Origin of the sequence: Escherichia sp. E4930 (genome assembly GCF_005845405.1) — a bacterium.
Lineage (GTDB): Bacteria > Pseudomonadota > Gammaproteobacteria > Enterobacterales > Enterobacteriaceae > Escherichia.
In genome coordinates, this window is record NZ_VCDZ01000020.1 from 75,084 (window position 1) to 89,578 (window position 14,495).

Genomic DNA, 14,495 nt, shown 5'->3' on the forward strand with positions numbered 1-14,495 from the left:
CGCAGTAGCGGGGTTTTTTATTAGACGAGAACTTAAGCTTGCGGCTGAGTTACAACGTCTTTGATGCCTTTAACTTCGATCTCTACGCGACGATCCGGAGCCAGGCAGTCGATCAGTGCAGCGCGCTGTTTCACGTTGTCACAGGTGTTGCCAGTAACCGGGTTGGATTCGCCCATACCACGTGCGGAGATCTTGTCAGACGGGATACCTTTGGAGATCAGGTAATCAACGACGGACTGAGCACGACGCTCGGACAGACCCTGGTTGTAAGCGTCAGAACCGATGCGGTCAGTGTAACCCAGAACAACTACGGAACCGTCTTTCGGATCCAGGTTGCTCAGCTGGCTGTACAGCTGATCCAGAGCAGCCTGACCTTCCGGTTTCAGGGTCGCTTTGTTGAAGTTGAACAGAACGTCAGACTTCAGAGTGAAGTGCTTGGTCTGTACTTCTGGAGCCGGAGCCGGAGCCGGAGCAACTACTGGAGCTGCTTCGCCCTGACCGAAACGGTAGGAAACACCCAGGCTCAGCAGACCGTTGTCCGGACGAGTACCGATGGTGTTAGCGTCACCGATGTTGTTGGTCCACTGATATTCCAGACGGGTAGCGATTTCTGGAGTGATCGCGTACTCAACACCACCTGCGAATACCGGAGAAACGCCGGTGTCGTGGTCTTTAAAGGATGGGCCACCAGGTACGTTAGCCTTGGTGTCTGCGCGCCATACCATACCACCCAGACGAGTGTAGATGTCCAGATCGTCAGTGATTGGGTAACCCAGTTTAGCGGTCAGCTGAACGCCCTGAGCTTTGTATGCGCCGTTGATGTTGTCGCCTTTGTACGGCATACGACCTAACCAGTCGTAACCCATTTCAAAGCCAACATACGGGTTAACCTGGTAACCACCAAAAGCACCTGCACCCAGTTGGTTTTCGTGGGTCGGACCATTGTTAGGAATGAAACCAGTGTCATGGTACTGGGACCAGCCCAGTTTAGCACCAGTGTACCAGGTGTTATCTTTCGGAGCGGCCTGCGCTACGGTAGCGAAACCAGCCAGTGCCACTGCAATCGCGATAGCTGTCTTTTTCATTTTTTGCGCCTCGTTATCATCCAAAATACGCCATGAATATCTCCAACGAGATAACACGGTTAAATCCTTCACCGGGGGATCTGCTCAATTGTAACTCTGCCGATAAATTCGGCTTATGCCGAGCACCCCTGGCGATGTAAAGTCTACAACGTAGTTGAAAACTTACAAGTGTGAACTCCGTCAGGCATATGAAAAAAAAGACTTGTATAAGGTACGTTTAACCTTTTTTGTTAACGATACTTTACAGGATAAAATCGCGGAAACCGCTTCAGACAAGCCTCCACAAGTAAAATTAGTGACAAGTGAAAGCGTCTACGGGTTAACAAAAAAAGTTCCAGGATTAATCCTAAATTTACTTAATGATACAAATTTGAGTGAATTTTTAGCCCAGAAAGTTGTCTCGTGGCGTGAGAGTGTGTGCTTACTGGACGCATAATAAACCCCATTGCGTTACCTTCATTGGCGGCATCGACAAGATCAGCATGCTCTTCTTCTGTCAGATCGTCTGCCAACCAACCGATCACTACGCTGTAATTTCCCGTACGCAAAGCACGAACCATTGATTCCACGGTGTGACAAGGGGAAAGCTGGCTTATCTGCATCACCTTAGTTAAGGGTAGTCCCGCTGCCTGCACCCATTCACGACTTAGTTTTTGTTGCGGCGTTAACCAAAGTTGCCAACGCGATTGTTGGCCGAGTTGCTGTAATAATGGCAAAAGCAGGAGTTGCGTCATCATGGGCTGATCTTCGCGATAGACAACTTCACTAATTAGCCCGGCTGTAGTGTTTTCCGTAGAGACACGCGCAATTTTGCTTGCAGTGGAGGAGAACATCGAAGAACGATTTGCGTAGCCTGAAGTGTACATAATCAATCCAGCCCTGTGAGTTACTGTATGAATATACAGTACATCCAGTGACAACAAAGATCAACACAAATTTCGGAAAGAGCCTCGCAATTTTTGTCGTTGGTGACCTGAAAACTTAAATTAATCTTGCCCCTTGAGAATAAGTTGCCTATTTTCGTATTTAACGGATCCGTTAATGTGAATTATTCTTTTATATTATGATTTTAAAAGGAATTTTATGAAAAGCCTCTCCTACAAGCGGATCTATAAGTCACAAGAATATCTATCGATGTTAGGCACTATTGAATATCGATCGTTGTTTGGCAGTTACAGTCTGACCGTTGACGATACAGTGTTTGCGATGGTTTCTGATGGTGAGTTGTATCTTCGGGCTTGTGAGCAAAGCGCACAGTACTGTGTAAAACATCCACCAGTCTGGCTGACATACAAAAAGTGTGGCCGTCCCGTTACTCTCAATTACTACCGGGTTGATGAAAGCTTATGGCGGAATCAACAGAAGTTGGTGCGGCTGTCGAAATATTCGCTGGACGCTGCGCTTAAAGAGAAAAGTACGCGCGACACCCAGCAACGGCTGAAAGATTTGCCCAATATGTCTTATCACCTGGAAGCGATTCTCGGGGAAGTGGGGATTAAGGATGTTCGGGCGCTACGTATACTTGGGGCGAAAATGTGCTGGTTGCGACTACGGCAGCATAACAGTCTGGTGACAGAAAAGATTCTGTTCATGCTTGAAGGCGCAATTATCGGTATTCATGAAGCTGCGCTCCCGGTGGCACGCCGCCAGGAGCTTGCAGAATGGGCAGATTCTATTACACCGAAACAGGAGTTTCCTGAGGAACTTGAGTAATCCGACGTTGCAGACGGCCAATTTCTGGTAGTAATGCAATCAGTAACCCGATTTGCTGTACGACCAGAGGTTCTTTGCTGTCTGCCCGCGGTTCAAGTTGTTGCATCCGCTGTTTCAGGCCAGCTAATGCCTGATTGACGCGTTCTTCATCGGCAGGTTGATGATGTAGCGCGTCATCAACATAGCAAACTGCGTCATCAAGAAACGCCAGAATTTCAGGGTTGGTTAACTGCTCGCGGTGTGCGCCGAGGGCAGAAATATAGCTGGTAAACGTATGGTTAAGGCACAGTAAACGGAATGCGTCATCGCGAATTTGCGGTGTGACGTTCGGTTCACTGGACATATTCGACACCACCGACGCCAGTTCAGCATCACGGTTGTGAGCATCGCGACGGGCAATACGATACGCCAGACGGTTGTCACGCCCCTGATGATATTGCTCAAGAATGGCATCGAGATAACGGCAGTTAGCATCCGTCGCGCGTTCAAGCATTCGCGGCAGATTGCGAAACCGCCAGTCGGGCCAGATGTAGCTCACCGCCGCCCATGCTATTGCACAGCCGATCAGTGTATCGATTACGCGAGGCAGCGCGACTTCAAAACCTTCACCCAGCAAGTTGAAGCACAGTAACACCAGAAGCGTAATGAACATCGTTGCATGAGCGTATTGCACGTTACGGAAGGCAAAAAAGAGCACGCCGGTAATCACCAGCAGCACCAGTTGTCCTTCCAGTGACGGAACAAACCACAGCACAGGAATACCAATCGCAATACCCACCAACGTACCAATAATCCTTAACTTCAGACGGTGGCGCGTGGCGTTATAGTTTGGCTGGCAGACAAACAGACTTGTCAGCAGGATCCAATATCCGTGATGCATTCCGGTTATCTGAATGATGGCGTAACCAACACACAATACCAGCGACATTCTCACTGCATGGCGGAAGAGTGCAGACTCCGGCGTTAAGTTACGTTTAAGACGCAGCCAGATATCGCTAAACCCGCGAGGGCTGTCGTCGGCGAGTTCATTTTCGTCTGCATTGTGGGGCAGCGCCTGGGCTTGTTCTGATTCAATAGTCGCCAGTTGGGCATCTATGGCACGTAAATTGTTCAGCAGGAATCCCAGTATTTTTAGCAGATCGGCGGGCGCACCGTTTTCGCGCATCCGCTCAAGTGCGGCGTCAATATGCGTAAAAGCGCGTTCAAAATGTGGATCGTGCTGATAAGGCTGACGCAGCAAAATACAGCGTGACAATTGTTGGCAAGCTTGTCCCTGCATCGACATCAGGCGCTGGAAGCGGAACAGCACGTCGCTGTGGCGAAAATGTTCTCGCAGCGTTTGATACTGAATATGTGAAGAGCTCGCTCGCTCGTGGATATCCTGCGCTACAAAATAGTAATGTAGTGTACGACGCGTTCCCCGCTGACCGCGGTCGCCGCGTAAGCGGGTCAGCAACGAGATTTTCGTCTGGTTCAGCGTCACCATAAGTTGCCCGTTGGCGAGCGCCAAATCATACAGCGGAGCCTGGCTTTCATCCTCAATATCAGGATCAAACATACGTGATTTGAGTTCCAGATACCGCGCCAGTTGTTCATAAGAACGTGCCAGGTTGTCCTGCAACGGGCGGACAGGGAACAGCAAATGACCAATAAGCGTCAGGATGTTGTACCAAACCGCACCAGCAAGCAGATAGATAGGCTGCTGATACCAGTGCTCATACAGGGAGGTTCCCAGCATCGTGTAAATGGCAATCAGCAATGCACCGAAAGCGATGGTCGCATAGCGTTGACCCAGACCACCGAGCAAAATGAAGCCGCTGGTGGAGAGCGTTAAACCAATGGCGAACAGCCAGGGCCACGGAAATAACAGCTCTACTGAAGCCGAGGCAATAAAAAAACAGAACAGCGTAATAATGAGATTACGCAGACGTCCCGCCAGTCGGTCGTCGAGATCGGTCAGCGCTGCCGCCACCATTCCGAGAGTCAGCGGAATCGTAAGTTTTACATCACCCAGCCACCACGGAAACGCAGTAGTGCCGCAAAGTGCGATAAAAATGCGCGCGTAATACAGCCAGGTGCTGTTCCAGGTATAGCGTTTGAGCAAAGGACTTAGCATAAAGGCCATAATGTTGGATTATTGGAAACGGCGACGTGCATTGGCTTCACGCGCAGCTTGAGCTGTTTCTACCGATACCACGCGGCGTCCGACCGGCCACAGTGCAATAGCGGCAATTTTAAAGTTCGCAATACCAACCGGAATACCAATGATGGAAATGCATTGCGCGATACCTGTTGCGATATGCATCAGGCATAACCACCAGCCGAAGAAAACCAGCCAGAAAATATTCAGCACCGTACCGCCAGTGTTAAGCAGCACATTTTTGCCTGCCGGGTTTAGTTCATCGACATGAATAGCTTCATTGCCATAAGGCAGCAGAGACAGTTTGGTTATCTCCCAGCAGGACCGTGTCAGCGGTAAGGTGAAAATCAGCACAATACTGACCAGGGTCGCTAACAGCCAGCCAAGAGTGGTGGCGAATCCGCCAAGCACAAAGTTCAGAATGTTCAAAACGGTACGCATAAAACCTCGCTTTACTGTGGTTTTCAGTAATGGGCGGCAATTGTAACGTTTTTTTGGGCTGGAGCACGTTTTCTCTGGCGGTTACACTGATAAGAAATGACATCGTGTGGATCTACAGAGACATGGAACTGAAAGCGACAACTCTTGGCAAACGTCTGGCACAGCACCCTTACGATCGGGCGGTGATCCTCAATGCCGGGATAAAAGTTTCCGGCGATCGCCACGAATACCTTATTCCTTTCAATCAATTACTGGCTATTCACTGCAAACGTGGTTTGGTATGGGGTGAGCTGGAATTTGTATTGCCTGATGAAAAAGTCGTGCGTCTGCATGGCACTGAATGGGCAGAGACGCAGCGTTTTCACCATCATCTTGATGCTCACTGGCGGCGCTGGAGCGAGGAAATGAGCGAAATTGCCGCTGGCGTATTGCAGCAACAACTGGATCTTATTGCTGCCCGCACTGGAGAAAATAAATGGCTGACGCGGGAGCAAACCACTGGGGTACAGAAACAAATTCGTCAGGCTTTGTCAGCGTTGCCATTACCGGTTAATCGCCTGGAGGAATTTGATAACTGTCGTGAGGCGTGGCGCAAATGTCAGGCCTGGCTGAAAGATATTGAAGGCAGTCGGTTGCAGCATAATCAGGCGTATACCGAAACCATGCTTAACGAATATGCGGATTTTTTCCGTCAGGTTGAGTCTTCACCGCTTAATCCGGCGCAGGCCCGGGCGGTGGTTAATGGTGAGCATTCCCTGTTAGTGCTGGCTGGCGCAGGAAGCGGAAAAACGTCTGTGCTGGTGGCGCGCGCAGGCTGGTTACTGGCGCGTGGTGAAGCATCTCCCGAGCAAATTTTATTGCTGGCGTTTGGCCGAAAAGCGGCGGAAGAGATGGACGAGCGGATCCGCGAACGGCTGCATACCGAAGAGATTACCGCGCGCACGTTTCATTCTCTGGCCCTGCATATTATTCAGCAAGGCAGCAAAAAAGTACCGACAGTCAGCAACCTGGAAAATGACACCGCAGCCCGCCATGAACTCTTTATTGCTGAGTGGCGCAAGCAGTGTAGTGAAAAGAAAGCACAGGCGAAGGGCTGGCGACAATGGTTGATGGAAGAACTGCAGTGGTCAGTGCCAGAAGGCAACTTCTGGGATGATGAAAAATTGCAGCGTCGTCTCGCATCTCGCCTCGATCGCTGGGTCAGTCTGATGCGGATGCACGGTGGCGCGCAGGCTGAAATGATTGCCAGTGCGCCAGAAGAGATTCGGGATCTGTTCAGTAAACGAATCAAATTGATGGCACCGTTGCTGAAAGCCTGGAAAGGTGCGCTGAAAGCGGAAAATGCCGTCGATTTTTCAGGTCTGATTCATCAGGCGATTGCTATCCTTGAGAAAGGGCGGTTTATCAGCCCGTGGAAACATATTCTGGTTGATGAATTCCAGGACATCTCCCCACAGCGAGCGGCCTTGCTGGCAGCATTGCGTAAACAAAATAGTCAGACAACGTTGTTTGCCGTTGGCGATGACTGGCAGGCTATTTACCGCTTCAGCGGCGCGCAAATGTCGCTCACCACGGCCTTCCATGAAAACTTCGGTGAAGGCGATCGCTGTGATTTAAACACGACTTACCGTTTCAATAGCCGTATCGGAGAGGTGGCAAACCGTTTTATTCAGCAGAACCCTAATCAGTTGAAAAAACTGCTGAATAGCTTAACGAATGGTGACAAAAAAGCCGTCACCTTGTTGGATGAGAGTCAGCTTGACGCTTTACTGGACAAGCTATCTGGTTATGTCAAACCCGAAGAGCGCATTCTGGTACTAGCGCGTTACCATCATCTGAAGCCCGTTACTCTGGATAAAGCCACGACGCGCTGGCCGAAGCTGCAAATCGACTTTATGACCATTCATGCCAGCAAAGGGCAACAGGCCGACTACGTCATCATCGTTGGTTTGCAGGAGGGGAGTGATGGCTTCCCGGCTGTGGCGCGTGAGTCCATTATGGAAGAGGCGCTACTGCCGCCAGTAGAGGACTACCCGGACGCCGAAGAACGGCGATTGATGTACGTTGCGCTCACTCGCGCACGGCATCGGGTTTGGGTACTGTTCAGCAAAGAGAATCCTTCTCCCTTTGTGGACGACCTGAAAAAACTGGATGTACCGGTAGCAAGGAAACCGTAAGAAGCAGGCGGCGAGTGCCGCCTGTGCGAACTTACTTCAGGCGTTCTGCGAGATAACGCTGATAATCCGGGATCAGAATATCTACAGCGTCGTTGAAATGTGGTGACTGGATGATGAAATCAGCCGTTGCCACGTTGGTGGCGACCGGAATGTTCCACACCGTCGCCAGACGCAGCAACGCTTTCACGTCGGGGTCGTGTGGTACAGCATTCAGCGGGTCCCAGAAGAAAATCAGCACATCAATTTTCCCTTCTGAGATCAATGCGCCAACCTGCTGATCGCCGCCCATCGGGCCGCTCAGCATCGCGTTGACGTTCATTCCTGTCGCGCGGGAAATTAAGTTACCCGTGGTGCCCGTTGCATAAAGTTCGTGCTGCTCCAGAAGCGGTTGATGCCTTTCCACCCAGCTCATGAGCATTTGTTTGCAGTGATCATGTGCCACCAGCGCAATATGTTTACGCGCCGCCATTGTGCGAGTTGTCAGTTCCATAATTTACATCCGTAGTTAACTTTCCTACAGACTACTGTAAGCACTTATCGCTGCAAGATAAAGACTGAAAAAGCCTGCGCACAGGCACAAAAATCTCAGGAAGAAGGTTGTTTTTCCGCCCATTGCAGAAAGTTATTACGCGTTTGTGGGTCAGCCAGTTTAAACCAATACTTCAGCCGTTGTTCAGTGAGCACCTGTGACTGCGGAGGAATTGCATCCAGTTCCGAAACGCCGGAGAGCAGTGTACTGTCGTCCGCCATCATAGTGGCAAATTGCGGTAGCGAAGCGCGTTTCGCGGATTTGTTATAGCGTTCGACTTCCAGCTCATAATCGATTGTTTTCCCGGCAGAGGTAATGGCGAGAATATCCAGCTTCACCGGAATCGGCGTCGCATCGCCATCTAACAATTCAAGGTTCGGCGCTGCGTCAAAATGGTTCGCTTCTCGTTCATTCTCCAGGCGAGGGAGACGAAAATTCACCTGACTAATGAGCTGGGTATTAAAGCTAACGACCAGCGGCGGGGAGATATAAAGTCGTTCTTCGTTACTGGAAAGATGAATTGTCTTTTCAACGCGAAACACTAACTGATGTGGTCCATTATCCAGTTCGATGCTATCAGCACCGCGAAGCAGAGAACTGGAAACCTTTTTACCGTCGAGTATCAGGAGATCAACATCGCTGGATAGCCGCAGTGTGGTGGCAAAAACGGATACCGGCAAACACAGTGCAATCAAGGTGGTCATAATGCCGGTTTTCATAGGTAGCTCCTGTCCAAAGACCGCCCGACTAATAATGTATCAAAATTTTTCTTTAATCATACTTACTAACATATAGACATGTTTTCTGCTTTTGCTCTCATACATTCGTAGTAGCTACATGGTTGGCATGTCGGGATTGTCGTACACTTTGGTAAATAGTCTGGAGGAAATGATGAAAGAAACCGATATTGCAGGCATTTTAACGTCCACTCGCACCATTGCGCTGGTGGGAGCAAGTGACAAACCCGATCGTCCAAGTTATCGCGTAATGAAGTATCTGCTCGATCAGGGCTATCACGTTATTCCCGTCTCGCCAAAGGTCGCCGGTAAAACGCTGTTAGGCCAGCAAGGTTACGGCACGCTGGCGGAGGTTCCGGAAAAAGTGGATATGGTCGATGTTTTCCGTAATTCAGAAGCAGCATGGGACGTGGCGCAGGAGGCGATCGCTATTGGGGCGAAAACCTTATGGATGCAACTGGGTGTTATAAATGAACAGGCGGCAGTGCTGGCGCGTGATGCAGGGCTAAACGTGGTGATGGATCGCTGCCCGGCGATTGAGATCCCTCGTCTGGGCCTGGCGAAATAAAAAAATACCCGGAAGGCGAAAACCTTCCGGGCATGTTTATGAGGATTAGTTACGCAGACGCGGCGCCTGGAGTTGTTTGCGGATAGTCTGCGCTAGCTCATCCATTGACGGTTGCTCTGGATGTTCATCCTGCAATTCGCTACTTAGCTGGGCTTCAGCCAGGTAGGTATGAACCGGTAGGCCGTTGTCATCCTCCATCACCACGTGATACCACGGAGCGGCGCGAAGCTCGTCATTCACCGCCAGCTCATCAGGCGACGGTTCAGAGAGCGAGTAAACCGGGTCGATATCCACGACCACTCCGAGATAACCTAACAGGGAATGGCGGACCTGCTGGCCGATACCGAATTTGCTGGCAATCATAGTCACCTCCCGGGAAATCTTTACCTTTGATATATGGGCAAAATTTCACTTTTCAAGTTACATGACGCGACAGGCAAACCCTTTCAGATATAGCCCTTCCGGGTAGGTAGCGATCACCGGGTGATCGGCGGCCTGACGGAACTGCTCTATAAATTGTACATCACGACCGGCATCAATTGCGGCGTCAGCGATGATTTTCTGAAATAAATCGCTGGTCATCAGGCCAGAACATGAGAAAGTCAGGAGAACTCCGCCTTCATTCAACAGCTGAATGGCCAGCATGTTGATGTCTTTATAGCCACGGCATGCGCCCATCAACTGGCTTTTATTCTCAACAAACTTCGGCGGGTCCATCACGATAACGTCAAATTTTTCACCGCGATCGCGATAGGTACGCAGCAATTTAAAGACGTCATCACGGACAAACTCAGCCTTGCTCAGATCCAGCTTGTTCAGCTCAACGTTCTGCCGCGCGATATCCAGGGCTTCCTGCGAAGTATCGACACTGACTACCTGGCTGCATCCACCCATTAATGCCGAGACGGCGAAACCACCGGTATAGGAGAAACAGTTGAGTACGCGTTTATTTTCAACGTAGCGGCGGGTAGCCAGGCGGCTGTCACGCTGGTCCAGGTAGTAGCCCGTTTTGTGGCCGTGTTGAATGTCCACCAGCAGCTTCATACCGTGTTCTTCAATCGGCAGCAGGGCAGGCGGCAGCTCGCCGGTAACGGGACCCTGGGTCAGCTCCATACCTTCTTTTTTACGTACAGCGACGTCGCTGCGGTCGTAAATTGCGCACTCCGGATAGAGCGTTTGCAGGGCGCTAATTAATGCCGCGCGCTGATACTCTGCGCCAGCACTCAGCAGTTGCAGCACCAGAAAATTGCCGAAGCGGTCGATAGTAATGCCAGGCAGGCCATCAGATTCGCCAGCGATTAAACGATAGCTGTCGAGGCCATCTTTTTTCGCCAGCCAGTCGCGCCACTTTTGCGCCTGTTGTAAACGGCGAGTAAAAAAGGCAATGTCGATGGATTCTGACGGGTCAAACGTCCAGACGCGCGCACGGATTTGCGATGCTGGCGAATAAGCGCCGCGTGCTAACCATTTTCCCTGATGATCAACAATATCGATGGTTTCTCCGAGGCTGGCTTTACCTTCCATTCGGGCAACGGCGCCGGAAAAGACCCACGGATGGCGACGAAGTAATGATTTTTCGCGCCCTTTGGCTAACACTAAACGTACACTCATAATTAACTATTCTGTCGATGCAAAGAAATGGGCGCCATTGTCCGGAGTTTTCCATGGATTTGCAACGCGTCCATAAGGATAAGGGGAGCAGTCATGTCGAAAGTCTGCATAATTGCCTGGGTATACGGCCGGGTTCAGGGCGTAGGGTTTCGCTATACCACCCAGTACGAAGCGAAAAGATTGGGATTAACTGGTTACGCCAAAAATCTTGACGATGGCAGCGTGGAAGTCGTTGCCTGCGGTGAAGAAGGGCAGGTGGAAAAATTAATGCAGTGGTTAAAAAGCGGCGGCCCGCGTTCAGCGCGTGTGGAACGGGTGCTTAGCGAGCCGCATCATCCCTCCGGGGAGTTAACGGATTTCCGTATTCGTTAAATGCATTTTACCGGTTTAGGCAGGCCAGCAATTTTGGTGGCTTGCTTTGCCGGGCCTTTCGGGAACAGTCGGTACAGATAGCGGCTATTGCCTTTCTCTTCACCAAATTTATTCGCCATCGCTTTAACCAGCATACGAATTGCCGGAGAGGTATTAAATTCCAGGTAGAAGTCACGCACAAAACGCACCACCTCCCAGTGTTCTGGCGACAGTGTAATACCTTCGTTCTCTGCAATGACCACCGCCAGTGGTTCGCTCCACTGGCTACTCTCTTTGAGATAGCCTTCGGTATCGGTTTCTATCTCTTTACCTTCGAAGATCAGCATAATTATTTACTACCTTAGTCAGACTGGCGGCAGTGTAACAAAAAACAAAGCCCCGCATAAAGCGAGGCTCAGAAAGAGATAGCGGGCGAGATTAATCGCGGCTGGCGAAGCCCAGAATGCTCAACAGGCTAACGAAGATGTTATACAGCGACACATACAGGCTCACAGTGGCACGAATGTAGTTCGTTTCACCGCCGTGGATGATGTTGCTGGTTTCAAATAGAATTGCGCCAGAGGAGATCAGAATGAACACCGCGCTGATCGCCAGATGCAGAGCAGGCAGTTGCAGGAAGATATTCGCTACCATCCCGATCAGGACAACAACAATACCCGCCATCAGCATACCGCCGAGGAACGACATATCTTTGCGAGTGGTCAGCACATACGCAGAGCAGCAGAAGAACACTAATGCCGTACCGCCCAACGCCATGGCAATTACGTCACCCATTCCGGCTGACAGATAGGTGTTCAGAATTGGCCCGAGGATATAACCCAGAAAACCGGTAAACGCGAACGCGGAGATAATCCCGGTCGGCTTATTCGCCGTTTTATAGGTCAGGAACATCAAACCATACATACCCACCAGCGTCAGAATCAGCCCCGGAGATGGCAGCATCAGAACCGTACTGGCCGTCGCGGTAATCGCCGAAAAGGCCAGTGTCAGGCTCAGGAGAAAATAGGTATTACGCAGCACCTTATGGGTGCTAAGCAGCGATGTACGGTCATGTGAAGAACTAACAATACGATCCATTGAGTCACTCTCTATGACAGATGTAATTAATGAAGCAGCATAATGATAATGCCGAAAGCTACCCAGAGGTTTTACCCATCTTTACGCATTTGATCTGGAACAGGTTTAGCAGAGGATGGTTAAGCCACTGAGTGTGGTATAGCATTTTGACAGGTAAAAGAAAAAGGGGTTAGCATTTAGCTAACCCCTTATCTTATTTGGCGGAAGCGCAGAGATTCGAACTCTGGAACCCTTTCGGGTCGCCGGTTTTCAAGACCGAAGAAAAATAAAGGAAAATCAGTATAATACGCAAAATAGCTGAAAAGTTAATCAGACTTAACACCAAGAAAAATCAAGATATTAGGGAGTTATTCAGAGTTAATATACCAAGTCTTTTTGCCTGAAAATTTTCTATATTGCCTACTTACTGACCACAAGCGGCAAATCCAGTGTTGGTGTGATTTTGGTTTTACGATCGTAAATCAACACCTGATTTTCTGTTTTGTGTCCACTGAAAATTTGTTTGTCGCGACTGCTGCCTTCGTAATCTGAAATCCCTTTGGCTTTTATGTCATGGAAGTTGCACCCAAACGGAACGCCGGCTTTTTGCTCGGCTGCACGTTTGGCCTGATTCCACCAGTTGTTCAGCGTCTTAGCTATGACCTTCCCGCCTTTGGTTGTGTTGATCACATACTCGCATGTACCGGAAGATACATTTCGGGCTAACTGGATCGCTGTACGTAATCGTGGAGACCATTCCTTGATTTGTTTGGTGCCGGTCTTGTTTTGCTCAATGTAAATCCCTTTGTCCATAATATCCTGCCATTTCAGCTCGAGCACATCACCGAGCCTTGCCGCACAGAGATAGGATATCTCCATTGCAATTCGTAACTGTGGAATTGCTTCCGCATATATCGCAGCATACTGTTCATCAGTGATGTAAACAGTACGGGCTTTAAGCGTGAATTTTCTGACTCCTTTGCATGGATTATTTTTCACATACCCTCGTTCATACCCCCATCCGTATACACGACTCAGACTTGCCAGTTCATGGTTTGCCTGGGTCTTACTCTCAAGTCCTCGTTTATCCATGAAAATTCTTACCTGCTCAATTTTTACATTATCAGCAAGTACTTTTCCGAATACCGCCAGCAACGCCCTTTGATGTTGCCGATAATCTTTTTGGGTTCGGGGTGCCAGTTCTGTAAATGCAGGGGAGTCCATAAACATGTGCCATAATTTAGCGACGGTCATTATGTTGTGAAGTTTCGCTTTTTCCAGTTCATAATTTTGCCAGACTTTAGCCACGCTGGTTTCCCGCACTCTACCGAGCCCTATAGTTCTTGTACTTCCTTCGGGTTTCCATACGTAACTGTAACCATTCGATCTAACACGCGGTGGCAGTGCATTATCTTTTTTGTTTTTTCTTGGTCTTCCCATTTTTCAGCGCCTCAAAATCGGGTTCAGCAGAAACCAGTTCAGATACTTTCGACATCGCTGTCAGCCCGTGCGGAACATCCCGGCGAAGAACTATTGGTTCGTTTTTAGGTCCGATTACAAACGGGATGCCGTGCAGCCTTAGCTGGTGTTGCTGTCTTGTGTATCGCTCGTATCTCGTGATCTCTTGAATCTCTGCTGGCGATAGCGTTAATTCGTACATGTGGTCACGTGCCTTACAGCATGACCGCCGTCAATATAATCCGGAGATGGCGGTCATGGTTGAACATTAAAAATCAGCCTGATTTGGGATCAGTTTTTGCCAGATTGCTGAAACTTGTTTTGCCTGGTGGCGTGCATCATCGAGTGCATTGTGAGGTACACCTTCGAATGGAATAGCCGTCCTGACATCGAAGTCCAGGGCTTTTCCCAGCTCAACGATTGTGCGCACATCGCGATCGTTGTAGTAACGCCACGGGCAGGGAGTCCCTGCCGTTCATATGAACGGCGTAAAATCACATTGTCGAAGTTGGCTCCATTTCCCCAGATTTGGACAAAACTTTCGCCGGAGTTTCGTTGATAAATTCCCGTAATTGCAGTAGAGCGTCATCTAACGGGATTTCATCGGT

16 protein-coding genes and 1 pseudogene are annotated in these 14,495 nt (G+C 49.7%); 4 read left to right on the plus strand and 13 right to left on the minus strand.

The features are described 5' to 3' along the window. Positions 1–32: 32 nt before the first annotated feature. Together ompA and sulA are read right to left on the minus strand one after the other, a co-directional pair. A complete protein-coding gene (gene ompA / locus FFT88_RS19925; RefSeq protein WP_064528817.1) occupies positions 33–1,085 on the minus strand; it encodes a porin OmpA in 1,053 nt (350 codons plus the stop codon). A 356-nt stretch (positions 1,086–1,441) separates the two neighbouring features. Continuing rightward, positions 1,442–1,951: an SOS-induced cell division inhibitor SulA gene (gene sulA, locus FFT88_RS19930; protein ID WP_064528402.1), complete on the minus strand. Its 510-nt coding sequence runs from the start codon at positions 1,949–1,951 to the stop codon at positions 1,442–1,444. 217 nt (positions 1,952–2,168) lie between these two features. Between sulA and sxy the strand changes: the two genes are divergently transcribed. Then, a complete protein-coding gene (gene sxy / locus FFT88_RS19935; RefSeq protein WP_130222097.1) occupies positions 2,169–2,798 on the plus strand; it encodes a CRP-S regulon transcriptional coactivator Sxy in 630 nt (209 codons plus the stop codon). Here the strand turns inward: sxy and yccS are convergent. Further along, entirely contained in the window at positions 2,761–4,923 is a 2,163-nt protein-coding gene (gene yccS, locus FFT88_RS19940; protein WP_135404481.1) for a YccS family putative transporter, read from the minus strand. The two genes, sxy and yccS, sit on opposite strands and share 38 nt — an antisense overlap. A gap of 9 nt (positions 4,924–4,932) precedes the next feature. Further along, a complete protein-coding gene (locus FFT88_RS19945) occupies positions 4,933–5,379 on the minus strand; it encodes a YccF domain-containing protein (RefSeq protein ID WP_032161476.1) in 447 nt (148 codons plus the stop codon). Between the two features lie 122 nt (positions 5,380–5,501). On the opposite strand from FFT88_RS19945, the gene helD reads away from it, so the two are divergent. Then, on the plus strand, positions 5,502–7,556 hold the full coding sequence (helD, locus tag FFT88_RS19950) for a DNA helicase IV (RefSeq protein ID WP_135404500.1): 2,055 nt from the start codon (positions 5,502–5,504) through the stop codon (positions 7,554–7,556). Between the two features lie 31 nt (positions 7,557–7,587). On the opposite strand, the gene mgsA is transcribed toward helD, so the two are convergent. Both mgsA and FFT88_RS19960 read right to left on the minus strand, forming a co-directional pair. Further along, positions 7,588–8,046 (minus strand): methylglyoxal synthase, encoded by a 459-nt coding sequence (gene mgsA, locus FFT88_RS19955; RefSeq protein WP_064528411.1) that lies wholly within the window; start codon positions 8,044–8,046, stop codon positions 7,588–7,590. Between the two features lie 95 nt (positions 8,047–8,141). Then, the gene (locus FFT88_RS19960) at positions 8,142–8,804 is read right to left on the minus strand and encodes a DUF2057 family protein (RefSeq protein WP_130205387.1); all 663 of its coding nucleotides are present in this window, start codon (positions 8,802–8,804) and stop codon (positions 8,142–8,144) included. A gap of 172 nt (positions 8,805–8,976) precedes the next feature. Here FFT88_RS19960 and FFT88_RS19965 point away from each other — a divergent pair, with 172 nt between their 5' ends. Then, positions 8,977–9,390, plus strand: a complete 414-nt coding sequence (locus FFT88_RS19965; RefSeq protein WP_130258316.1) for a CoA-binding protein — start codon at positions 8,977–8,979, stop codon at positions 9,388–9,390. Between the two features lie 45 nt (positions 9,391–9,435). On the opposite strand, the gene hspQ is transcribed toward FFT88_RS19965, so the two are convergent. Both hspQ and rlmI read right to left on the minus strand, forming a co-directional pair. Then, a complete protein-coding gene (gene hspQ / locus FFT88_RS19970; protein ID WP_001295356.1) occupies positions 9,436–9,753 on the minus strand; it encodes a heat shock protein HspQ in 318 nt (105 codons plus the stop codon). Between the two features lie 57 nt (positions 9,754–9,810). Then, positions 9,811–11,001 carry a 23S rRNA (cytosine(1962)-C(5))-methyltransferase RlmI gene (gene rlmI, locus FFT88_RS19975; protein ID WP_064528417.1) on the minus strand — a complete coding sequence of 397 codons (1,191 nt, stop codon included), beginning with the start codon at positions 10,999–11,001 and terminating at the stop codon, positions 9,811–9,813. A gap of 93 nt (positions 11,002–11,094) precedes the next feature. Here rlmI and yccX point away from each other — a divergent pair, with 93 nt between their 5' ends. Then, the gene (gene yccX / locus FFT88_RS19980; protein WP_000048252.1) at positions 11,095–11,373 is read left to right on the plus strand and encodes an acylphosphatase; all 279 of its coding nucleotides are present in this window, start codon (positions 11,095–11,097) and stop codon (positions 11,371–11,373) included. On the opposite strand, the gene tusE is transcribed toward yccX, so the two are convergent. The 5 genes and pseudogenes from tusE to FFT88_RS20005 all read right to left on the minus strand — a co-directional run. Further along, the gene (tusE, locus tag FFT88_RS19985) at positions 11,370–11,699 is read right to left on the minus strand and encodes a sulfurtransferase TusE (RefSeq protein WP_000904443.1); all 330 of its coding nucleotides are present in this window, start codon (positions 11,697–11,699) and stop codon (positions 11,370–11,372) included. The two genes, yccX and tusE, sit on opposite strands and share 4 nt — an antisense overlap. Before the next feature lie 91 nt (positions 11,700–11,790). Continuing rightward, positions 11,791–12,450 carry an FtsH protease modulator YccA gene (gene yccA, locus FFT88_RS19990; RefSeq protein WP_000375136.1) on the minus strand — a complete coding sequence of 220 codons (660 nt, stop codon included), beginning with the start codon at positions 12,448–12,450 and terminating at the stop codon, positions 11,791–11,793. A 399-nt stretch (positions 12,451–12,849) separates the two neighbouring features. After that, positions 12,850–13,869: a tyrosine-type recombinase/integrase gene (locus FFT88_RS19995; protein ID WP_001372523.1), complete on the minus strand. Its 1,020-nt coding sequence runs from the start codon at positions 13,867–13,869 to the stop codon at positions 12,850–12,852. Beyond that, on the minus strand, positions 13,838–14,089 hold the full coding sequence (locus FFT88_RS20000; RefSeq protein WP_135404480.1) for a DUF4224 domain-containing protein: 252 nt from the start codon (positions 14,087–14,089) through the stop codon (positions 13,838–13,840). Before FFT88_RS20000 ends, FFT88_RS19995 begins: the two co-directional genes overlap by 32 nt. Positions 14,090–14,155: 66 nt before the next feature. After that, positions 14,156–14,495: pseudogene (locus FFT88_RS20005) on the minus strand (3'-5' exonuclease); the annotation flags it as partial.

Excerpts from the sequence above, each read along its gene's own strand:
- ompA (WP_064528817.1), bottom strand. The coding sequence starts at position 1,085 with ATGAAAAAGACAGCTATCGCGATTGCAGTGGCACTGGCTGGTTTCGCT.
- sulA (WP_064528402.1), bottom strand. The coding sequence starts at position 1,951 with ATGTACACTTCAGGCTACGCAAATCGTTCTTCGATGTTCTCCTCCACT.
- sxy (WP_130222097.1), top strand. The coding sequence starts at position 2,169 with ATGAAAAGCCTCTCCTACAAGCGGATCTATAAGTCACAAGAATATCTA.
- yccS (WP_135404481.1), bottom strand. The coding sequence starts at position 4,923 with ATGGCCTTTATGCTAAGTCCTTTGCTCAAACGCTATACCTGGAACAGC.
- FFT88_RS19945 (WP_032161476.1), bottom strand. The coding sequence starts at position 5,379 with ATGCGTACCGTTTTGAACATTCTGAACTTTGTGCTTGGCGGATTCGCC.
- helD (WP_135404500.1), top strand. The coding sequence starts at position 5,502 with ATGGAACTGAAAGCGACAACTCTTGGCAAACGTCTGGCACAGCACCCT.
- mgsA (WP_064528411.1), bottom strand. The coding sequence starts at position 8,046 with ATGGAACTGACAACTCGCACAATGGCGGCGCGTAAACATATTGCGCTG.
- FFT88_RS19960 (WP_130205387.1), bottom strand. The coding sequence starts at position 8,804 with ATGAAAACCGGCATTATGACCACCTTGATTGCACTGTGTTTGCCGGTA.
- FFT88_RS19965 (WP_130258316.1), top strand. The coding sequence starts at position 8,977 with ATGAAAGAAACCGATATTGCAGGCATTTTAACGTCCACTCGCACCATT.
- hspQ (WP_001295356.1), bottom strand. The coding sequence starts at position 9,753 with ATGATTGCCAGCAAATTCGGTATCGGCCAGCAGGTCCGCCATTCCCTG.
- rlmI (WP_064528417.1), bottom strand. The coding sequence starts at position 11,001 with ATGAGTGTACGTTTAGTGTTAGCCAAAGGGCGCGAAAAATCATTACTT.
- yccX (WP_000048252.1), top strand. The coding sequence starts at position 11,095 with ATGTCGAAAGTCTGCATAATTGCCTGGGTATACGGCCGGGTTCAGGGC.
- tusE (WP_000904443.1), bottom strand. The coding sequence starts at position 11,699 with ATGCTGATCTTCGAAGGTAAAGAGATAGAAACCGATACCGAAGGCTAT.
- yccA (WP_000375136.1), bottom strand. The coding sequence starts at position 12,450 with ATGGATCGTATTGTTAGTTCTTCACATGACCGTACATCGCTGCTTAGC.
- FFT88_RS19995 (WP_001372523.1), bottom strand. The coding sequence starts at position 13,869 with ATGGGAAGACCAAGAAAAAACAAAAAAGATAATGCACTGCCACCGCGT.
- FFT88_RS20000 (WP_135404480.1), bottom strand. The coding sequence starts at position 14,089 with ATGTACGAATTAACGCTATCGCCAGCAGAGATTCAAGAGATCACGAGA.